Annotated in this window: 17 protein-coding genes; 5 read left to right on the forward strand and 12 right to left on the reverse strand. The window is 68.8% G+C overall.

Annotation, left to right across the window (positions count from 1 at the left end; genetic code table 11):
* Positions 1–23 precede the first annotated feature (23 nt).
* Both LEL84_RS21160 and LEL84_RS21165 read left to right on the forward strand, forming a co-directional pair.
* Positions 24–878: a TrmH family RNA methyltransferase gene (locus LEL84_RS21160; RefSeq protein ID WP_226512718.1), complete on the forward strand. Its 855-nt coding sequence runs from the start codon at positions 24–26 to the stop codon at positions 876–878.
* Positions 875–1174 carry a DUF2537 domain-containing protein gene (locus LEL84_RS21165; RefSeq protein WP_058251607.1) on the forward strand — a complete coding sequence of 100 codons (300 nt, stop codon included), beginning with the start codon at positions 875–877 and terminating at the stop codon, positions 1172–1174. Before LEL84_RS21160 ends, LEL84_RS21165 begins: the two co-directional genes overlap by 4 nt.
* On the opposite strand, the gene LEL84_RS21170 is transcribed toward LEL84_RS21165, so the two are convergent.
* From LEL84_RS21170 to LEL84_RS21190, 5 genes are all read right to left on the reverse strand, one after another.
* Positions 1171–1938 (reverse strand): DUF6928 family protein, encoded by a 768-nt coding sequence (locus LEL84_RS21170; protein ID WP_068970273.1) that lies wholly within the window; start codon positions 1936–1938, stop codon positions 1171–1173. The two genes, LEL84_RS21165 and LEL84_RS21170, sit on opposite strands and share 4 nt — an antisense overlap.
* Entirely contained in the window at positions 1939–2904 is a 966-nt protein-coding gene (gene sepH / locus LEL84_RS21175) for a septation protein SepH (protein ID WP_137810787.1), read from the reverse strand. It lies immediately after the preceding gene.
* Positions 2905–3137: 233 nt separating this feature from the next.
* Positions 3138–4283: a phosphoserine transaminase gene (serC, locus tag LEL84_RS21180; RefSeq protein ID WP_159370288.1), complete on the reverse strand. Its 1146-nt coding sequence runs from the start codon at positions 4281–4283 to the stop codon at positions 3138–3140.
* A 185-nt stretch (positions 4284–4468) separates the two neighbouring features.
* Positions 4469–5365: a hypothetical protein gene (locus tag LEL84_RS21185; RefSeq protein WP_226512719.1), complete on the reverse strand. Its 897-nt coding sequence runs from the start codon at positions 5363–5365 to the stop codon at positions 4469–4471.
* Positions 5366–5540: 175 nt separating this feature from the next.
* A complete protein-coding gene (locus LEL84_RS21190; protein ID WP_165630399.1) occupies positions 5541–6668 on the reverse strand; it encodes a citrate synthase 2 in 1128 nt (375 codons plus the stop codon).
* Between the two features lie 167 nt (positions 6669–6835).
* On the opposite strand from LEL84_RS21190, the gene pdxH reads away from it, so the two are divergent.
* Entirely contained in the window at positions 6836–7531 is a 696-nt protein-coding gene (pdxH, locus tag LEL84_RS21195) for a pyridoxamine 5'-phosphate oxidase (RefSeq protein ID WP_413466991.1), read from the forward strand.
* 25 nt (positions 7532–7556) lie between these two features.
* On the opposite strand, the gene LEL84_RS21200 is transcribed toward pdxH, so the two are convergent.
* Positions 7557–8003 carry a hypothetical protein gene (locus LEL84_RS21200; RefSeq protein ID WP_165630397.1) on the reverse strand — a complete coding sequence of 149 codons (447 nt, stop codon included), beginning with the start codon at positions 8001–8003 and terminating at the stop codon, positions 7557–7559.
* 158 nt (positions 8004–8161) lie between these two features.
* On the opposite strand from LEL84_RS21200, the gene LEL84_RS21205 reads away from it, so the two are divergent.
* Both LEL84_RS21205 and LEL84_RS21210 read left to right on the forward strand, forming a co-directional pair.
* Positions 8162–9430 carry an MFS transporter gene (locus LEL84_RS21205; protein WP_065630765.1) on the forward strand — a complete coding sequence of 423 codons (1269 nt, stop codon included), beginning with the start codon at positions 8162–8164 and terminating at the stop codon, positions 9428–9430.
* A gap of 44 nt (positions 9431–9474) precedes the next feature.
* Positions 9475–10548 (forward strand): isopenicillin N synthase family dioxygenase, encoded by a 1074-nt coding sequence (locus LEL84_RS21210; RefSeq protein WP_137810791.1) that lies wholly within the window; start codon positions 9475–9477, stop codon positions 10546–10548.
* A gap of 15 nt (positions 10549–10563) precedes the next feature.
* Here the strand turns inward: LEL84_RS21210 and LEL84_RS21215 are convergent, their stop codons facing one another.
* The 6 genes from LEL84_RS21215 to LEL84_RS21240 all read right to left on the reverse strand — a co-directional run bounded on the left by LEL84_RS21215 (position 10564) and on the right by LEL84_RS21240 (position 14332).
* Positions 10564–11628 (reverse strand): oxygenase MpaB family protein, encoded by a 1065-nt coding sequence (locus LEL84_RS21215; RefSeq protein WP_226512721.1) that lies wholly within the window; start codon positions 11626–11628, stop codon positions 10564–10566.
* A gap of 54 nt (positions 11629–11682) precedes the next feature.
* Positions 11683–11952, reverse strand: a complete 270-nt coding sequence (locus LEL84_RS21220) for a DUF4235 domain-containing protein (RefSeq protein ID WP_058251595.1) — start codon at positions 11950–11952, stop codon at positions 11683–11685.
* 65 nt (positions 11953–12017) lie between these two features.
* Positions 12018–12275, reverse strand: a complete 258-nt coding sequence (locus tag LEL84_RS21225; protein ID WP_068970279.1) for a DUF3618 domain-containing protein — start codon at positions 12273–12275, stop codon at positions 12018–12020.
* On the reverse strand, positions 12276–12671 hold the full coding sequence (locus LEL84_RS21230) for a phage holin family protein (protein ID WP_035718303.1): 396 nt from the start codon (positions 12669–12671) through the stop codon (positions 12276–12278). It abuts the gene before it with no gap.
* Positions 12672–12797: 126 nt separating this feature from the next.
* Positions 12798–13670 carry a biotin-dependent carboxyltransferase family protein gene (locus tag LEL84_RS21235; RefSeq protein ID WP_226512722.1) on the reverse strand — a complete coding sequence of 291 codons (873 nt, stop codon included), beginning with the start codon at positions 13668–13670 and terminating at the stop codon, positions 12798–12800.
* Positions 13667–14332, reverse strand: coding sequence for a 5-oxoprolinase subunit B family protein (locus tag LEL84_RS21240; protein ID WP_211540760.1), 666 nt, complete (start codon positions 14330–14332; stop codon positions 13667–13669). Before LEL84_RS21240 ends, LEL84_RS21235 begins: the two co-directional genes overlap by 4 nt.
* Between the last annotated feature and the right edge of the window lie 98 nt (positions 14333–14430).

The raw sequence follows: 14430 nt of genomic DNA on the forward strand, positions 1-14430 counted from the left end.
CGTCCGGGTGGCAGACTGTTGCGGTGCCCGGGCTCGCAGTGAACGTGATCGACATCGACGACCCGGAGGACCCGCGCGTCGACGACTTCCGCGACCTCAACTCCGTCGACCGACGGCCCGATCTCCCGGTTCTGCCCGGCGGGCGCCCGGGCCGCGGTCTGGTCATCGCCGAAGGCGTTCTCGTCGCCCAGCGGATGATCGCGTCACGGTTCGCGACCCACGCCTTCCTCGGTGTCGCGAAACGCCTCGACGAGCTCGACGCCGATCTCCGTGATCCCGGGCTGGCCGGTGTCCCGTTCTTCCGCGCCACCGCCGAGGTCATGGCCGAGATCGTCGGCTTCCACCTCAACCGCGGCGTGCTCGCCGTGTCGCGCCGACCGCCCGTGCTCACGGTGCCGGAGGTCCTCGAGAGCGCGCGGACCGTTGCGATCCTCGAAGGTGTGAACGACCACGAGAACATCGGGTCGATCTTCCGCAACGCCGCCGGATTGGGCGTCGACGCAGTGCTTTTCGGTCAGGGTTGCGCCGACCCGCTGTACCGCCGATGCGTGCGGGTGTCGATGGGCCATGCACTGCTCGTGCCGTTCGCGAGGTTCGACGACTGGCCGCGCGGCCTGGACCTGGTGGCCGAACGCGACTTCCAGTTGGTCTCGTTGACGCCCGATCCCGCCGCCGTGACCCTGGCCGAAGCCGTCACCGCCGAGAAGGTCGGCTTCCTGGTCGGTGCGGAGGGCCCCGGTCTCACCGCGTCGGCGATGGCGGCCACCGACGTGAAGGCGCGCATCCCGATGAGCCGGGGCACCGACTCGCTGAACGTGGCGACCGCTGCGGCCGTTGCGTTCTACGAGCGCGCCCGGTCGGGCACCATGGGATCGTGACCGTCGAGCGGGAGGGTGTCGAACCGACGCCGTGGGCCCTGGGGCTGATCGTCGGCGCCTCGTGCGCCCTGTTCGCCGCATTCGTCTTGGTCGGCGTCTACCTGCTCATCGGCGAGATCCTGCGGTTCCTCGGAATCGCCGCCGTACTGGTCGTCGCGGGCGGACTCGGGTGGACCCTCTGGGAGTTCCGGGCGCGGCCCGTGTGGCGGTGGGTCGTGTGGGGATTGCTGCTCGGCTTCCTCGCCGGGGTCGCGTCGTCGATCGCGCTGCTCGCGCTGGGACGCCCCGCACCCTAGAACCCGAAGTACTCGCGGATGCGCCCGCGCTTGCGAGCGTCCTGACCTGGCGATCCCGTCCGCTCCCGGGCGCGCGAAGCCGTTGCGGCGCGGTAGTTCTCGTAGTCGGCCGCGGTCGGTTCGTATTCGGTCGGATGCAACGCGAAGCAGGTGACGGTGATCTGGGCCGGGTCGAGATCGGACTCCGCGAGCGGGTGGGTGTAGCGGAACCCGAGCCACGCACGGTTCGATTCCTCGGCGAGGTGCGCGGGATGGAAGGGGAGCGACATGGGTGCGGTGGGCACGCCCTCGGCGTGGCTGAGCGGGTGTTCGCCACCCCAGAACGGCTTCTCGAACGTGAACGGCAGGCCGTGGTCCTCGTGGATGGTGACCGGGTCGGCGGCGAAGGAGCGTCGAAGCGTCCCCGACTCCCACCGGGCGAACACTCCGAGTGAGGAGTCGGGCTCGGTGTAGAGGAGGGTCGTGGTCGCGCTGGGACGAATCCGCGCGAGCGCGCGGGTCAGCGTCGACGGCGTGGTCGTCTCGAACAGCGAACACGACACGACGGCGAGCGGGCCGTAGAACCCGGCGTAGACGTGGGTGTCGCGGACCGCGGCAGCGGACGCGAGATCGGTGTCGACGAGAGGGACCAGGACGCTGTCACCGAAGACGGTCGTCGCAACCTGCTGGGCGTGCTGCGAGTCGTTGGCCGGATGCGAGCGGAGAATCGCGGCCGGGTCGTCGGTGTCGATGAACCAGACCGTCGCCGCGCGCGCGGAGGACACTCAGCTGTTCCCGTTGCTGCGCACGCCGAGCAGGACATCCTCCCACGCCGGGACCGCCGGTTTACGTGCCTTCTTGCGGCGCGGACGTTCGGGGCCGGACGACGGTGCGGGCACCGATTCGTCGGCGTCGGCGTCGTCGGCGTTGGAAGTGGCCGCCGCGTCGTCCGTGTCCGAGGCTTCGGCGGTGTCGGCGGACGGCTCGTCGTCGAATCCGAAGTCGAACGGCACGGCGCCGTCGTCCTCGGCCGCGGTGCGGCGGTCGTGCCGGGCGCGCTGCGCACCGATGATCGAGGCCGCGTCGATGGTGACCTCTTCGCGTCCGTCCGGGGTCGTCTCGACAGCGACTTCGGGGGTGGCGACCGGGGTCAGCCGACGACGGGGCGCGATGGTCTCGGGATGGGTGAGTTCGTCGGCCAGGTCGTCGAGCGGGTCGACGCTGCCACCGTGCGATCCCGGCTGGTAGCGCCAGTGCGCCAGGTTGTCGGTGCGTCCGACGCTCCACGCGACCTGGACCACCCAGTACCCGTCGTCGCCCTTCCATGCGTCCCAGTCGGCGTCGTTGGGATTCTGGCCGTAGGCGAGGAGTCCCTCGGCGACCGACTCGACCAGGGTCGCCACTGCCGGGCCGTCATGGCGGATGGGATGCGCGGCGCCGGCGAGTTCGGTGGCGCGGCTGCGCTCGAGGAGGACCGGGTGGGCGAAGCGTTCGATCTTGTCCACACCCACCCCGGCTGCGGCCGCCACCTCGGCGACGGTTGCACCCGCTCGGATTCGTGCCTGGATTTCGCGTGGCCGCAATGCACTCTCCATCTCGATCTCGATCTGTCCCAGTCGTGAGATGTCGCCGCGGGCGGCGGCGCGGAGGCGTTCGTCGGAGGCGATGCGGAATTTCTCGCCCGATTGCGGGTCCTGGCAGATGACATGGGAGCCGTCGGTTTCCACCCCGACGACGCGGAGCTCACGCATCTGCTCCTCCTCCGGTCGGTGCACGCATTGGGGTCACATTAACTCACCGATCTGCCGGTTCACTGTGGGACACGCGGCAAAACCGCAGTTCAGCACGCGTGGGGCGCAAGCGACGCCAGCGATCGATGCGTCGTATGTGGTCTGTGGGAACCAGGCTACCGGTTCGGTGAAGCACCACCGGCGCGCCGCAACGATCTGTGCGGCGCGCCGGCGACGAGGTGTCGAGCAGGGGATCAGAGGCGCTCGACGATGTAGTCGATGCACTGGGTGAGCTTGCTGACGTCCTCCGGCTCGATGGCCGGGAACATGCCGATGCGCAGCTGGTTCCGGCCGAGCTTGCGGTACGGCTCGGTGTCGACGACCCCGTGCGCGCGAAGGATCTTCGCGACGGCCGCGGCGTCGACATCGTCGTGGAAATCGATGGTGCCGACGACCTGGCTGCGGTTGGTCGCCTCGGTGACGAACGGCGTCGCGAACTCGCTCGCCTCGGCCCACTGGTAGAGACGCGAGCTGGAATCGGCGGTGCGCGAGACGCACCAGTCGAGGCCGCCGTTGTTGTTCATCCACTCGATCTGGTTGGCGAACAGCAGCAGCGATCCGACGGCCGGGGTGTTGTAGGTCTGGTTCTTGCTGCTGTTGTCGACGGCGGTCGGCAGCGACAGGAACTCCGGGCACCAGCGATCGGTCTCGGCGATCTCGGCGATGCGTGCGAGCGCGCGTGGGCTCATCAGCGCGACCCAGAGCCCGCCGTCGGCGGCGAAGCACTTCTGCGGCGCGAAGTAGTAGACGTCGGCGTCGGCGACGTTGACGGGCAGGCCGCCCGCACCCGAGGTGGCGTCGATGGCGATGAGCGCGTCATCCGAACCGGCGGGACGGACGACGGGCACCGCGACGCCCGTCGAGGTCTCGTTGTGGGCCCAGCCGATGAGGTCGACGCCGCCGAAGTCGTCGACGGTCAGCGCGGCCGGGTCGGGCGCGGTGCCGGGGTCGGTCGAGATGACCGCGGGGGAGTCGAGGAAGGGGGCCTTCTTCGAGACCGTCGCGAACTTCGACGAGAACTCGCCATAGGTGAGGTGCAGCGAACGCTGCTTGATCAGGCCGAACGCCGCGGCGTCCCAGAATGCCGTGGTGCCGCCGTTGGAGATCACGACCTCGTAGCCCTCGGGCAGCGAGAACAGGTTCGACAGCCCCTCGCGGATCGAGCCGACGACGTTCTTCACCGGTGCCTGACGGTGGCTGGTGCCGAACACCGACGCGCCGGTGTCGACGAGGGACTGCAACTGCTCGGGGCGAACCTTCGACGGCCCGCAACCGAAGCGGCCGTCCGACGGCAGCAGGTCGGCGGGCAGGGTGATGGATGCGGTGGCGGCTTCGCTCATGACGGCAATTCTAGGGAGTGGCCCTCGCCACCTGTGGGGGCGCCTCGGGTTAGGTGTCGGCAGCCGGGTGGTGCAGCGGCGATCTCTGCGCCGGTGGCCCCATGCAGAATCGCTGTTTCATCGAAAGGTGCGCTACCTGGAAGTAGCGCACCTCTGGGTCGAGTAGGGCTTCTGGGGCGGGCACGTCAGACGAGTCCCGCATCGCGGAGGGCACCTGTGATGAGGCCACGGAAGTGATGCGGGTCCAGGAGGTCCTGCCACGTCCACCGCACGACGAGCCGCCCCGTTCGCCGGATGGCGTCCTCACGTCGTTTCTCGTCGACCACCGTTTCCGACGCGGGCGTGCCGAACTGTCCCGAGTACTTGACCTTGCCGTCGAACTCGCCGATGACCTTGTCGTCCCAGCCGAAGTCGCCGCGGGCAACGAACCTGCCGTCGCCGTCGAGGATGGTCACCTGGAGGTCGGGGAGCGGGAGTCCGACGGCGATCATCGTTGCGCGGCTGAAGGATTCGCCTACGCTTTCGGATCGTGCGTCGGCCATCGAGAGCGCCTGACGCAGTTGTCGGATGCCCTTCATCTTGATGCTCGACGCCACGACGGCCTGGATCTCGGCGTGTGTGATGCCGGAGCGGAGACCACTGTCGAGGCAGCAGACTGCCTGTTCGAACGTCCCCAGGCGGGCCACGTCGGCGACCGTGCGGGCCGGCGTCGTCACCCGGACGTTGTCGACGGACATCACCTGCTCGTCCGGCAGGTTGTCGCGGTGTATGTGGATCTTGTCCCCGGTACGACCGGTCTTGGACGAGGTGAAGTGGACTGTGGTCATGTCCGGTCGGAGGAGGGGGATGCCGTGGAGCGCGGCGGCGGACTCGTGGCTGACCACGCGTCCGTTCCCGCCGACGGCCACGGCGCCGCGGATCTTCAGGCGATAGCGTTCGAGCTCGTCGTCGGGCGCGGGTCCGAGGTGCACCGCACCTCGCCATACGCTCCGCAGCGCGCCAGTCTCCTGACGCAACCGGATCTCGTCCTCGCCGAGACGGGCTGCGAGAGCGGACCGTCGGATCACGTGATTGTCGGGCATGCGCTCGATGGTGAGGCCGCCCCGGTCCGATTGCGGGTGCCTCGGCGTCCCTGTGGAATTCACTCAGACGTTGTCCACAGCCGATTGGCCTCCACAGGGTCGCTACCTCGACCACAGATTCGCTATCTGTGAATAGCGAATCTGTGGGGGAAGTAGCGATTCTGGTGGAACGGACCTACAGGCCCGGCTTCACGACGTCACCCCAGCCCTCGACGTCCTCGGGGCGACGGGGGCTCGGGCCGGTGTAGATCGCGGCCGGGCGGACCAGCTTGCCGAGGCGCTTCTGCTCGAGGATGTGCGCACACCAGCCGGCGGTCCGGCCGCAGGTGAACATCGCCGGCATCATGTGCGTCGGCACCTCGGCGAAGTCGAGGATGACCGCCGCCCAGAACTCGACGTTGGTCTCGATGGCGCGGTCGGGGCGTCGTTCCCGGAGTTCGGTGAGCGCGGCCTGCTCGAGTGCGGCGGCGATCTCGAAGCGGGGGACGCCCAATTCCTGGGCGGTGCGGCGGAGCACGCGGGCACGCGGGTCCTCGGCGCGGTAGACGCGATGCCCGAAGCCCATGAGCTTCTCCTTGCGGTCGAGGATCCCCTTCACGAGTCCTCGTGCGTCGCCGGTGTTCTCGACCTCCTCGATCATCGGCAGCACGCGCGCGGGGGCGCCGCCGTGGAGGGGGCCGGACATGGCGCCGATCGCGCCGGACAGCGAGGCCGCGACATCGGCTCCGGTGGAGGCGATCACCCGTGCGGTGAACGTCGACGCGTTCATGCCGTGCTCGGCGGCGCTGACCCAGTAGGCGTCGATCGCGGCGATGTGCCGGGGATCGGGGTCGCCCTTCCAGCGGGTCATGAAACGTGCGGTGACGGTGTCGCATTCGTCGATGACGTGCTGGGGGACCGCGGGCTGGTGGATGCCGCGCGCGGACTGCGCCACGTACGACAACGCCATCACCGACGCGCGGGCGAGGTTGTCGCGGGCGGTTTCGTCGTCGATGTCGAGCAGCGGCTGGTAACCCCAGATCGGGGCGAGCATGGCGAGCGCGGCCTGGACGTCGACGCGCACGTCACCGGTGTGGATCGGCAGCGGGAACGGTTCGGCCGGCGGCAGGCCGTCGCCGAACCTGCCGTCGACCAGGAGGGCCCACACGTCGGCGAAGGTCACCTTGTTCTCGACCAGGTCCTCGATGTCGACGCCGCGGTAGCGGAGGTTGCCGCCGTTCTTGTCCGGTTCGGCGATGTCGGTCGTGAAGGCCACCACGCCCTCGAGTCCGGCGACGAAATCCTCGGGAACAGTGTTGGCCATGGCAACCCACCTCACTCGACGTCCGTGTCGTGCATCCACGGGGATGCAATCCACGACGAACTGTAGATCAGCACGACGCCCCGCGTGTACCCCGGAGTAACGAGCACGGTCGGAGTAGCGTCAGGAAAGTGCTGGACGAGTCGCGCGACCCCATCGACCTGCCGAACATGCGCGTCGGATACGGCGGCGGCATCCCACCGAACATCGGCGAGGGCGACCGCGCCGCCGGTGCCGACGGCATCCGCGAGAACCTCGACCCGAGCTGGCTGCGGGGCGACCCGCCGTGGCTCGATCTCTTCCACGTCTGGCTCCGCGAAGCCGTCGACGCCCGGATCGCCGAGCCCAACGCGATGGTCCTCGGCACCGCCGACGCCGAGGGCAGGCCGTCGACCCGCACCGTCCTGTGCAAGGGGGTCGACGCGAACGGCGTTGTCTTCTTCACCGGGTACGAGTCCGACAAAGGCCGGCACCTGGCCGCGAATCCGTATGCCTCGGTGACGTTTCCCTGGATCGCACTGGAACGGCAGGTCCACTTCCGCGGACCGGTCGAACACGTCAGCGCCCTGGAGATCCAGGCGTACTGGGAGCTCCGACCCCGCGGTTCGCAGCTCTCGGCGGCCGCGTCCGAGCAATCACGGCCCATCGGCAGCCGCGTCGAACTCGAGCAGAAGGCCGCCGAACTCGCCGAGGCCTACGGCGGGTTCGACGAGGGTGCCGAGGTCCCGGTCCCGTCCAATTGGGGTGGGTACCGCATCGTCCCGGTCGAGGTCGAGTTCTGGCAGGGGCGAGCGAACCGCCTGCACAACCGGGTTCGGCTGACCCACGTCGATCACTCCTGGGGCGCCGAACGGCTGCAACCCTGAGCGTCGACACCCGTTCTGCGGGCCGTCAGCGGTAGTCGAGGCGGTTCGGGTCGAGTCTGGCGATACCGCACTGCGCCTGGGCGAAGATCGGTGCCCGGTACACATGGTGCGCGACGCGTACGCCGTTCACCCAGATCGTGCAGCGAGCGTAACCGCCCCACGACGTGATGTTCGCGGCTGTCTGCTGTCGCTGCTTGTGTGAAGTGAAAGTGGTTGTGGTCGACCACAATCGGGTCTTCGGATCGTAGTCGCGCAGGTTCATGCCCACGCGGCCCCCGCGAGGTGACATCCGGTTGTGACCGTCGACCCACCAGAAGCCGTACGCGCTCTGCTGATCCGACGCGACCTGCACCGTGATGCGATCGCCGGCCGTCGGATACCGCGGACCGGCCTGTGCCGTCCCCGGAACCGCGAGGCCGAGTACGACGGCCACCGCGACCGTCACCACCGTCATCCAGCGTCGAACACCCATGTGCATCCCCTTCTCCGAGCCCCGACCAAGGTGCAAGGTGCGCCTCGGGCGGAATGACCATAGCGGAGGGCAGCGACCACGCGACGGCACTGTCCACAGGCGGCCTTGTGGAGTGCCTGCGTGGCCGGACGTCGGCGGGCGGTCCTAGCATCATGGAAATGCCCCGCCTCCTCGCCGACACCGCGCCGCTGCGCAACCAGTACTTCCGGCGACTGTGGCTGGCGAACATCGTCACCGTCATCGGCGCGCAGTTGAGTGTGGTCGCGGTGCCGGCCCAGATCTACGAGGTCACCGGTAGCTCTGCCTACGTCGGACTGACCGGTGTCTTCGGCCTGGTGCCGCTCGTCGTGTTCGGGCTCTGGGGTGGGGCGCTGGCCGACGTCGTCGACCGCCGGACCCTGCTCATCATCACGACCGTCGGCCTCATCGTCTGCAGCGCCCTGTTCTGGGCGCAGGCCGCGGCGGGTGGGCAGAACGTGTGGATCGTGTTGGTGCTCTTCGCCGTTCAGCAGGCGTTCTTCGCCGTGAACCAGCCGACGCGGACGGCGGTGCTACCGCGGCTGCTCGACGCCAAGGACCTGCCCGCCGCGCTGTCGCTGAACATGACGGTCATGCAGGCCGGCGCCATCGCCGGGCCACTCGTCGGCGGCGCCCTGATCCCCGTCCTCGGCTATTCGCTGTTGTATTTCGTGGACACGATCTTCCTGCTGCCGACGCTCATCGCCGTCGCGATGCTGCCGTCGCTGCGGCCGGAGAGCGATGCCGCGCCCAAGGTGGCCGGCCTGCGTTCGGTCCTCGAAGGGCTGCGGTATCTCGCCGGGCACAAGATCCTCCTGGCGTCGTTCCTGGTCGACCTGATCGCCATGATCTTCGGCATGCCGCGGGCGCTCTTCCCGCAGATGGCCCACGAGAACTTCGGCGGCCCCGAGGGCGGCGGCATCGCCTTCGCCCTGCTGTTCACGGCGATCTCCGCGGGAGCCGTCGTCGGTGGGATCTTCTCGGGCTGGGTCGCCCGCGTGCAGCGCCAGGGCCTGGCGGTCATCGTGTGCATCATCATCTGGGGTCTGGCGATCACCGGAACCGGGATCGCGGTGTCGTTCGCCGACGGCACAGCCATGCCGATGCTCCTCGTCGCGGTGGTGTTGCTGATGATCGGCGGTGCGGCCGACATGGCGTCGGCGGCGTTCCGGCAGTCGATCCTGCTCACCGCCGCGACCGACGAGGTCCGCGGCCGACTCCAGGGCGTGTTCATCGTCGTGGTCGCCGGCGGGCCCCGGATCGCCGACGTCGCCCACGGCGCCGCGGCCGCCTCGATCGGGGTCGCCGCCGCGACCGCGTTCGGCGGTATCGCGGTCGTCGTCGCGACCATCATCGCGGCGTTGCTGATCCCCGCCTTCGTGCACTACCGCGCCGGTCAGCGCACCTGAGAACGGGTTCCGCCGACCAGCGCGGTCTCGCGATCGGTGCCACCATGGACGCCATGACCGCCGCCGCCACCGGATTCGACGTACCGCTCATCGACATCTCGCCGTACACGCGGAACGGTGACCCGGCCGATCGGGCCGTGGTGGCGGCCAGGTTCGACGACGCGGCGAGTTCGGTCGGCTTCATCCAGGTCGTCGGACACGAGATCCCCGCCGCCGTCATCGACGAGTTCACCGCCGCCATGGACGTCTTCTTCGCGCTGCCACTGGAGCTGAAGAAGACCTACCGCACGCCGCCGGAGATCAATCGGGGATACGCGCCCCCGAAGTCGGAATCCCTGTCGTTGTCGCTGGGGGTCGAGTCCGCGGCACGCATGAACGACTTCTTCGAGGCCTTCAACGTCGGCGTGGAGGCGACGCAGTACCCGGAACTCGATCTACCCGCCGACCACTACGCGACGAACACGTGGCCGGCCGTCGAGCATTTCCAGGCGGCGGTGTCGGCATACTTCAACGAGGCACGACGCGTCGCCCACACGCTCACCAGGATCTTCGCCGATGCCCTCGACCTACCCGCCGACTTCTTCGAGGGATTCACCGACCATTCGCTCGACGTGCTCCGGATGAACAACTATGCGCTGCCGCCCGGTGAGATCGAGCTGGACGGCGACCTCACCGGCATGGGGGAGCACACCGACTACGGCATCGTGACCGTGTTGTGGGCCGACCAGGTCAAGGGTCTGCAAGTTCTCGACCAGCACGGTGACTGGCACGACGTGAGTCCCGCCGACGGCGCGTTGCTGATCAACCTGGGTGATCTGATGGCGCGCTGGACCAACGAGCGGTGGATGTCCACCTTGCACCGGGTGAAGCCGCCCGTCGTCGACGGAACGGTGGAGCGGCGTCGTTCGGCTGCCTATTTCCACGACGGCAACCTCGACGCGATGATCTCGACCCTGCCGTCGTGCGTGGGGGCGGGCAGCCGCTATTCGCCGATCACCGTGGGCGAACACATCGGTGCGAAGCTCGCCGGCTCCCGAGCGGGCCGTCCGAACCCGCACGCCCCTCGGGAGGCCGGACGTGTCCGGCAGGCGATGCGCCGAAGCCAGGGGCAGCAGTAGTCGTTCGGGCGTATGTCAGTCCGCGGTGAGCACACCCGGGTACGACGCCCGCCGTGCCGCGGTCACCGGGCAATAGTGCATCGGGTTGCCGCGCTCGCTCTGCGGCGGGAGATTGCGCGTCGGCGTGTGCACGATCGGTGCATCCACGGCGACCTTGCCGTGCACGCGATCCCACGCATCGCGCGGTCGGGGGTGGCGCAGCGCTCGCTTGGGTAGGAGCTTGTGCATCACGAGGTTGATGCCCTTACCCACCAGACGGAATAGACGTTCGTCCTTGTCGGTCCACTCGAGCCCGAGGATCTCGCGGATCGGCTCGTCGTAGAACCCGGTGGTCAGCCACATGAACAGTTTCTGGTTCTGCGGCACCAGGTACCGGTCCCACAGCCACGTCGGGATGAAGCTCAGGAACGGCGGGGGCGGCAGCTGGGTGATGTCGAGGACCGTGCGGACCGATACGTGATCACGAAGCACGTTGCGGCACATGTGGTCCCAATACTCCAGGAAGTCCTCGTAGGTCTCCGGGACGGGACGCATGGAGACGCCGTACTGGGCGTACCAGGCTTTGGACTCCTCGAAGAGCTGACGCTTCTGGTCCTCGGTGAGGAAGGGGCCGAAGCGTTCGCACAGTCGGACGTTGCCGTACCAGAACGTGGCGTGGGCCCAGTAGAAGACGTCGGGATCCAATGCGTGATAGCGGGACCCGTCCTCCATGGTGCCCTTGACGGTGAGGTGGTAGTCGCGCACCTCTTCCCCCGTCCGGGCACCCGGGATGACGGAGTCGAAGACGACGCCGCTGATCGGGTACAGGGAGCGCATCAGGCGCTGCCACCGTTCGCCGAAGAAGTCCGAGTGGTCCCACACCGCCGCACCCAGCTTGGGATGCATGTTCTGGATCGACCCGGCCCACAGACCTTGGAACATCCCCGTCCAGGTCCCCCAGATCTGCCAGGTCAGCGAATCCGAGCCAAGGGGTTCGTACCCGTGTGTCGCCGACGACGCCGCGCCGGCCGGGCATGTGGCCTCGGCCGACGCGGCGTCGACGGGACAGGTGTCCTGGGAAGCGTGCAGAACCTCGGCCATGAGACGAAACGATAGGTTCGTCTCACTCGGGTGTCAACCGAGGTCTACCGGGAGTCACTCCGGATTCTCGTGGGTCACCGCCCGGTACCCGCGCGCTCCGGCGCGGTCGACGGCGGCGCGAACGAGACCGAACACGAGTCCTTGCAGCGCGGCGGCCACGAGAACCTCGGTGTTGCTGCGCTCGAGATCCTTGGGATCGGGCGCCGACTCGTCGTCGGAGATCCGCTTCCAGATCTGCCCGAACACCGCGCCGGCGGCGATACCGCCGAGCACGCTGGTCGCGAGGGACATCGGTTTGTACATCGCCTTCGATACGGCACTCATGACAGCTCCTTGCTCTTGGCTCGACTACAACCGCCCGACGGCGGCCTCTCAGCGACGACGGCCGGTCAGCGACGACGGCGGCGGATCACGATGAACGCGCCCAGCGCCACCACCGCGGCGACGGCCGCACCGATCAACACGGTCTGGTTCTCCTGGGCCTTCACCTGCGCGGTATGCGCGGTTTTCGACGCCGCCTCGTTCACCCGTGCCGGGACATCCAGCTTGGCCGCGAGAGCGTCGACCGTCTCGGCCAGCTCCTCCCGCTGTTGTTCGATCGGCGGCGGATTGTCGGTCGGATTCTGGTCGGGATGTGTCTCACTCATCTACAGGTGCTCCTTCACAGTCGCCACGTCACGCTGGACACTCTCGACGGTTCGCTCCGGTGCCGGGGGCACAGCGGATTTGGCGCGCTTGGCGCCGATCGCCGCGGCGGCCCCGCCGATGACCAGCAGCACGACGCCGACGATCACCGCTGCCAGCCACGCCGGCACGGCGTTTGCCAGTCCGAGCACGGCCGCCGCGACCAGCGTGCCGAGCCCGAACAACACCAGCAGCGTGCCCGCGCCGGAAATCCCCGCACCCACCCCGATGCGGGTGCCCTTACCCTTCATCTCCGCGACGGCGTGCTGTAGTTCGGTCTTCACCAGGGTCGTCGTCTGCTGTTGCAGACGTTCGACGAGTTGCACGGTCGACAAGTCGTTCACAGACGGATCACTCACGCTCGTACCTCCTATCGGGACGCTCGTATGCGTTCCCGCGGCGGTCGAAGGCGAAACATCGTGTCCGCGCGATCAGCACTGACGAAATCGGATCTCCGATCAGCATCGACGAAATCGGATCTCCGATCAGCTCCGACGAAATCGGATCTCCGATCCGGGCACCAGCTGCGCGGCCAGGTCCACCGCGCCCGCGGCGAGGACCGCCACCACGGGGTAGCCGCCGGTGACCGGGTGATCGGCGAGGAAGATCACCGGACGGCCGCTGGGCGGGACCTGGACCGACCCGTGGGCGATCCCCTCCGAACGGAGCTCGGCGGCGCCGGCGCGATGGGCGAGGAGCGGCTGCGCCGACCCCTCCGCGCGGTCGATCCGCACCCCGACCCGATTGCTGTCGGACCCGACCAGCCACGTTCCGACGAACAGATCGGACGGCGACTCGAGATGCCCGGCCCGCGGACCCTCGTGGCACTCCAGCGCGACGACAGGAGGGTGGTCGCGGTCTGCGGGGGCGGACAACGCGGTGGGCCAATCGCCCGCCGCATGGCCCACGGGCAGACGGTCGTCCGTGCCGAGAGGTGGCGGTCCGAGCCCGGACAGCGTATCGGTCGACCGGGAACCCAGTACGGGCTCGACGTCGAGCCCACCCCGCACGGCGATGTAGTTGCGCAACCCCCAACCGGGGGTGTCGAGGGCCAGCTCGTCACCGGCGCGCAGCACCAGTGCCGCGGCCAGCCCCGCGGGGACCCCGTTGTGGCGCACCACGGTATCCGCCCCGGTGACCGCGACCAGGACGTCGGCGTCGACGCGTGCCCGGAACCCGCCCATCGTCGTCTCGACGACTGCCGCCCACTCCGCGTTGCCCACAAGGCGATTGGCCAGCGCGAGGGCCCCACGATCAGCACCGCCGGAACCGGGGACACCGAGATCGGCGTAGCCGGGTCGGCCGTGGTCCTGAACAGTCGCGAGGGGTCCCGTCGCGAGAACGGTCAGCGAGGTCATGTGTCGTCGCGTCCGGCGTCGACGAAGCGGACCACCCGGCCCGCAGCGAGCCGGGCGGGGGGATCGGCACCGGCATCCCACAGCCGAACATGGGTGCGGCCCAGCAACTGCCACCCGCCGGGACTCGACCTCGGGTACACCGCGCTGTACCCGGCGGCAATCGCGACCGACCCCTCCGGAACATTCGTGCGGGCCTCCCGGCGTCGGCCGACGGCGTCGAACGGATGCGCTGCCTCGTCGTCGGCGACGAGATACCCGAAACCCGGTGCGAAGCCCATGAACTGGACGCGCCATCGGGTGCGACAGTGCAGCCCGATCACCTCGTCGGTCGTCATCTCCAGTGCCGCAGCGACATCCGGGAGGTCGGCACCGTCGTAGACGACCGGGATGACGATCTCGTCGGTGCTGTGGGTGTCGGGATCGCCCGCGCGCTTCCGACGCCGGAGCGCCCGGCGGACACCGAGTTCGTCCAGCCCGCGGTCGGGACGGGCCTGGACCAGGACGGTGTGCGCGCTGGGCACGAGGTCGGTGACCTCGGGGAGTTCACCACCCCGGATCGCTTCGCGGAGCGCCGCGACCGCGCTGAGTACCGCGGCCGACGGTGAGTGGTCGGCCGAGAAGTCGAGGACCACCGCGTCGGGGCCCGCCGGCAGCTCGTGCATCCAACGAACTTACCCCGCGCGACACAAGGTTCCGGCGCGCGAACTCGTCGAGGTGTCCACGCCCCGATGGCAGACTCGAGACGAGACGCCGGATGCGG

Origin of the sequence: Gordonia sp. WA4-43 (genome assembly GCF_020520305.1) — a bacterium.
GTDB lineage: Bacteria > Actinomycetota > Actinomycetes > Mycobacteriales > Mycobacteriaceae > Gordonia > Gordonia hongkongensis.

Excerpts from the sequence above, each read along its gene's own strand:
- sepH (WP_137810787.1), bottom strand. The coding sequence starts at position 2,904 with ATGCGTGAGCTCCGCGTCGTCGGGGTGGAAACCGACGGCTCCCATGTC.
- serC (WP_159370288.1), bottom strand. The coding sequence starts at position 4,283 with ATGAGCGAAGCCGCCACCGCATCCATCACCCTGCCCGCCGACCTGCTG.
- LEL84_RS21185 (WP_226512719.1), bottom strand. The coding sequence starts at position 5,365 with ATGCCCGACAATCACGTGATCCGACGGTCCGCTCTCGCAGCCCGTCTC.
- LEL84_RS21190 (WP_165630399.1), bottom strand. The coding sequence starts at position 6,668 with ATGGCCAACACTGTTCCCGAGGATTTCGTCGCCGGACTCGAGGGCGTG.
- pdxH (WP_413466991.1), top strand. The coding sequence starts at position 6,836 with ATGCGCGTCGGATACGGCGGCGGCATCCCACCGAACATCGGCGAGGGC.
- LEL84_RS21200 (WP_165630397.1), bottom strand. The coding sequence starts at position 8,003 with ATGGGTGTTCGACGCTGGATGACGGTGGTGACGGTCGCGGTGGCCGTC.
- LEL84_RS21205 (WP_065630765.1), top strand. The coding sequence starts at position 8,162 with ATGCCCCGCCTCCTCGCCGACACCGCGCCGCTGCGCAACCAGTACTTC.
- LEL84_RS21210 (WP_137810791.1), top strand. The coding sequence starts at position 9,475 with ATGGACGCCATGACCGCCGCCGCCACCGGATTCGACGTACCGCTCATC.
- LEL84_RS21215 (WP_226512721.1), bottom strand. The coding sequence starts at position 11,628 with ATGGCCGAGGTTCTGCACGCTTCCCAGGACACCTGTCCCGTCGACGCC.
- LEL84_RS21220 (WP_058251595.1), bottom strand. The coding sequence starts at position 11,952 with ATGAGTGCCGTATCGAAGGCGATGTACAAACCGATGTCCCTCGCGACC.
- LEL84_RS21225 (WP_068970279.1), bottom strand. The coding sequence starts at position 12,275 with ATGAGTGAGACACATCCCGACCAGAATCCGACCGACAATCCGCCGCCG.
- LEL84_RS21235 (WP_226512722.1), bottom strand. The coding sequence starts at position 13,670 with ATGACCTCGCTGACCGTTCTCGCGACGGGACCCCTCGCGACTGTTCAG.
- LEL84_RS21240 (WP_211540760.1), bottom strand. The coding sequence starts at position 14,332 with ATGCACGAGCTGCCGGCGGGCCCCGACGCGGTGGTCCTCGACTTCTCG.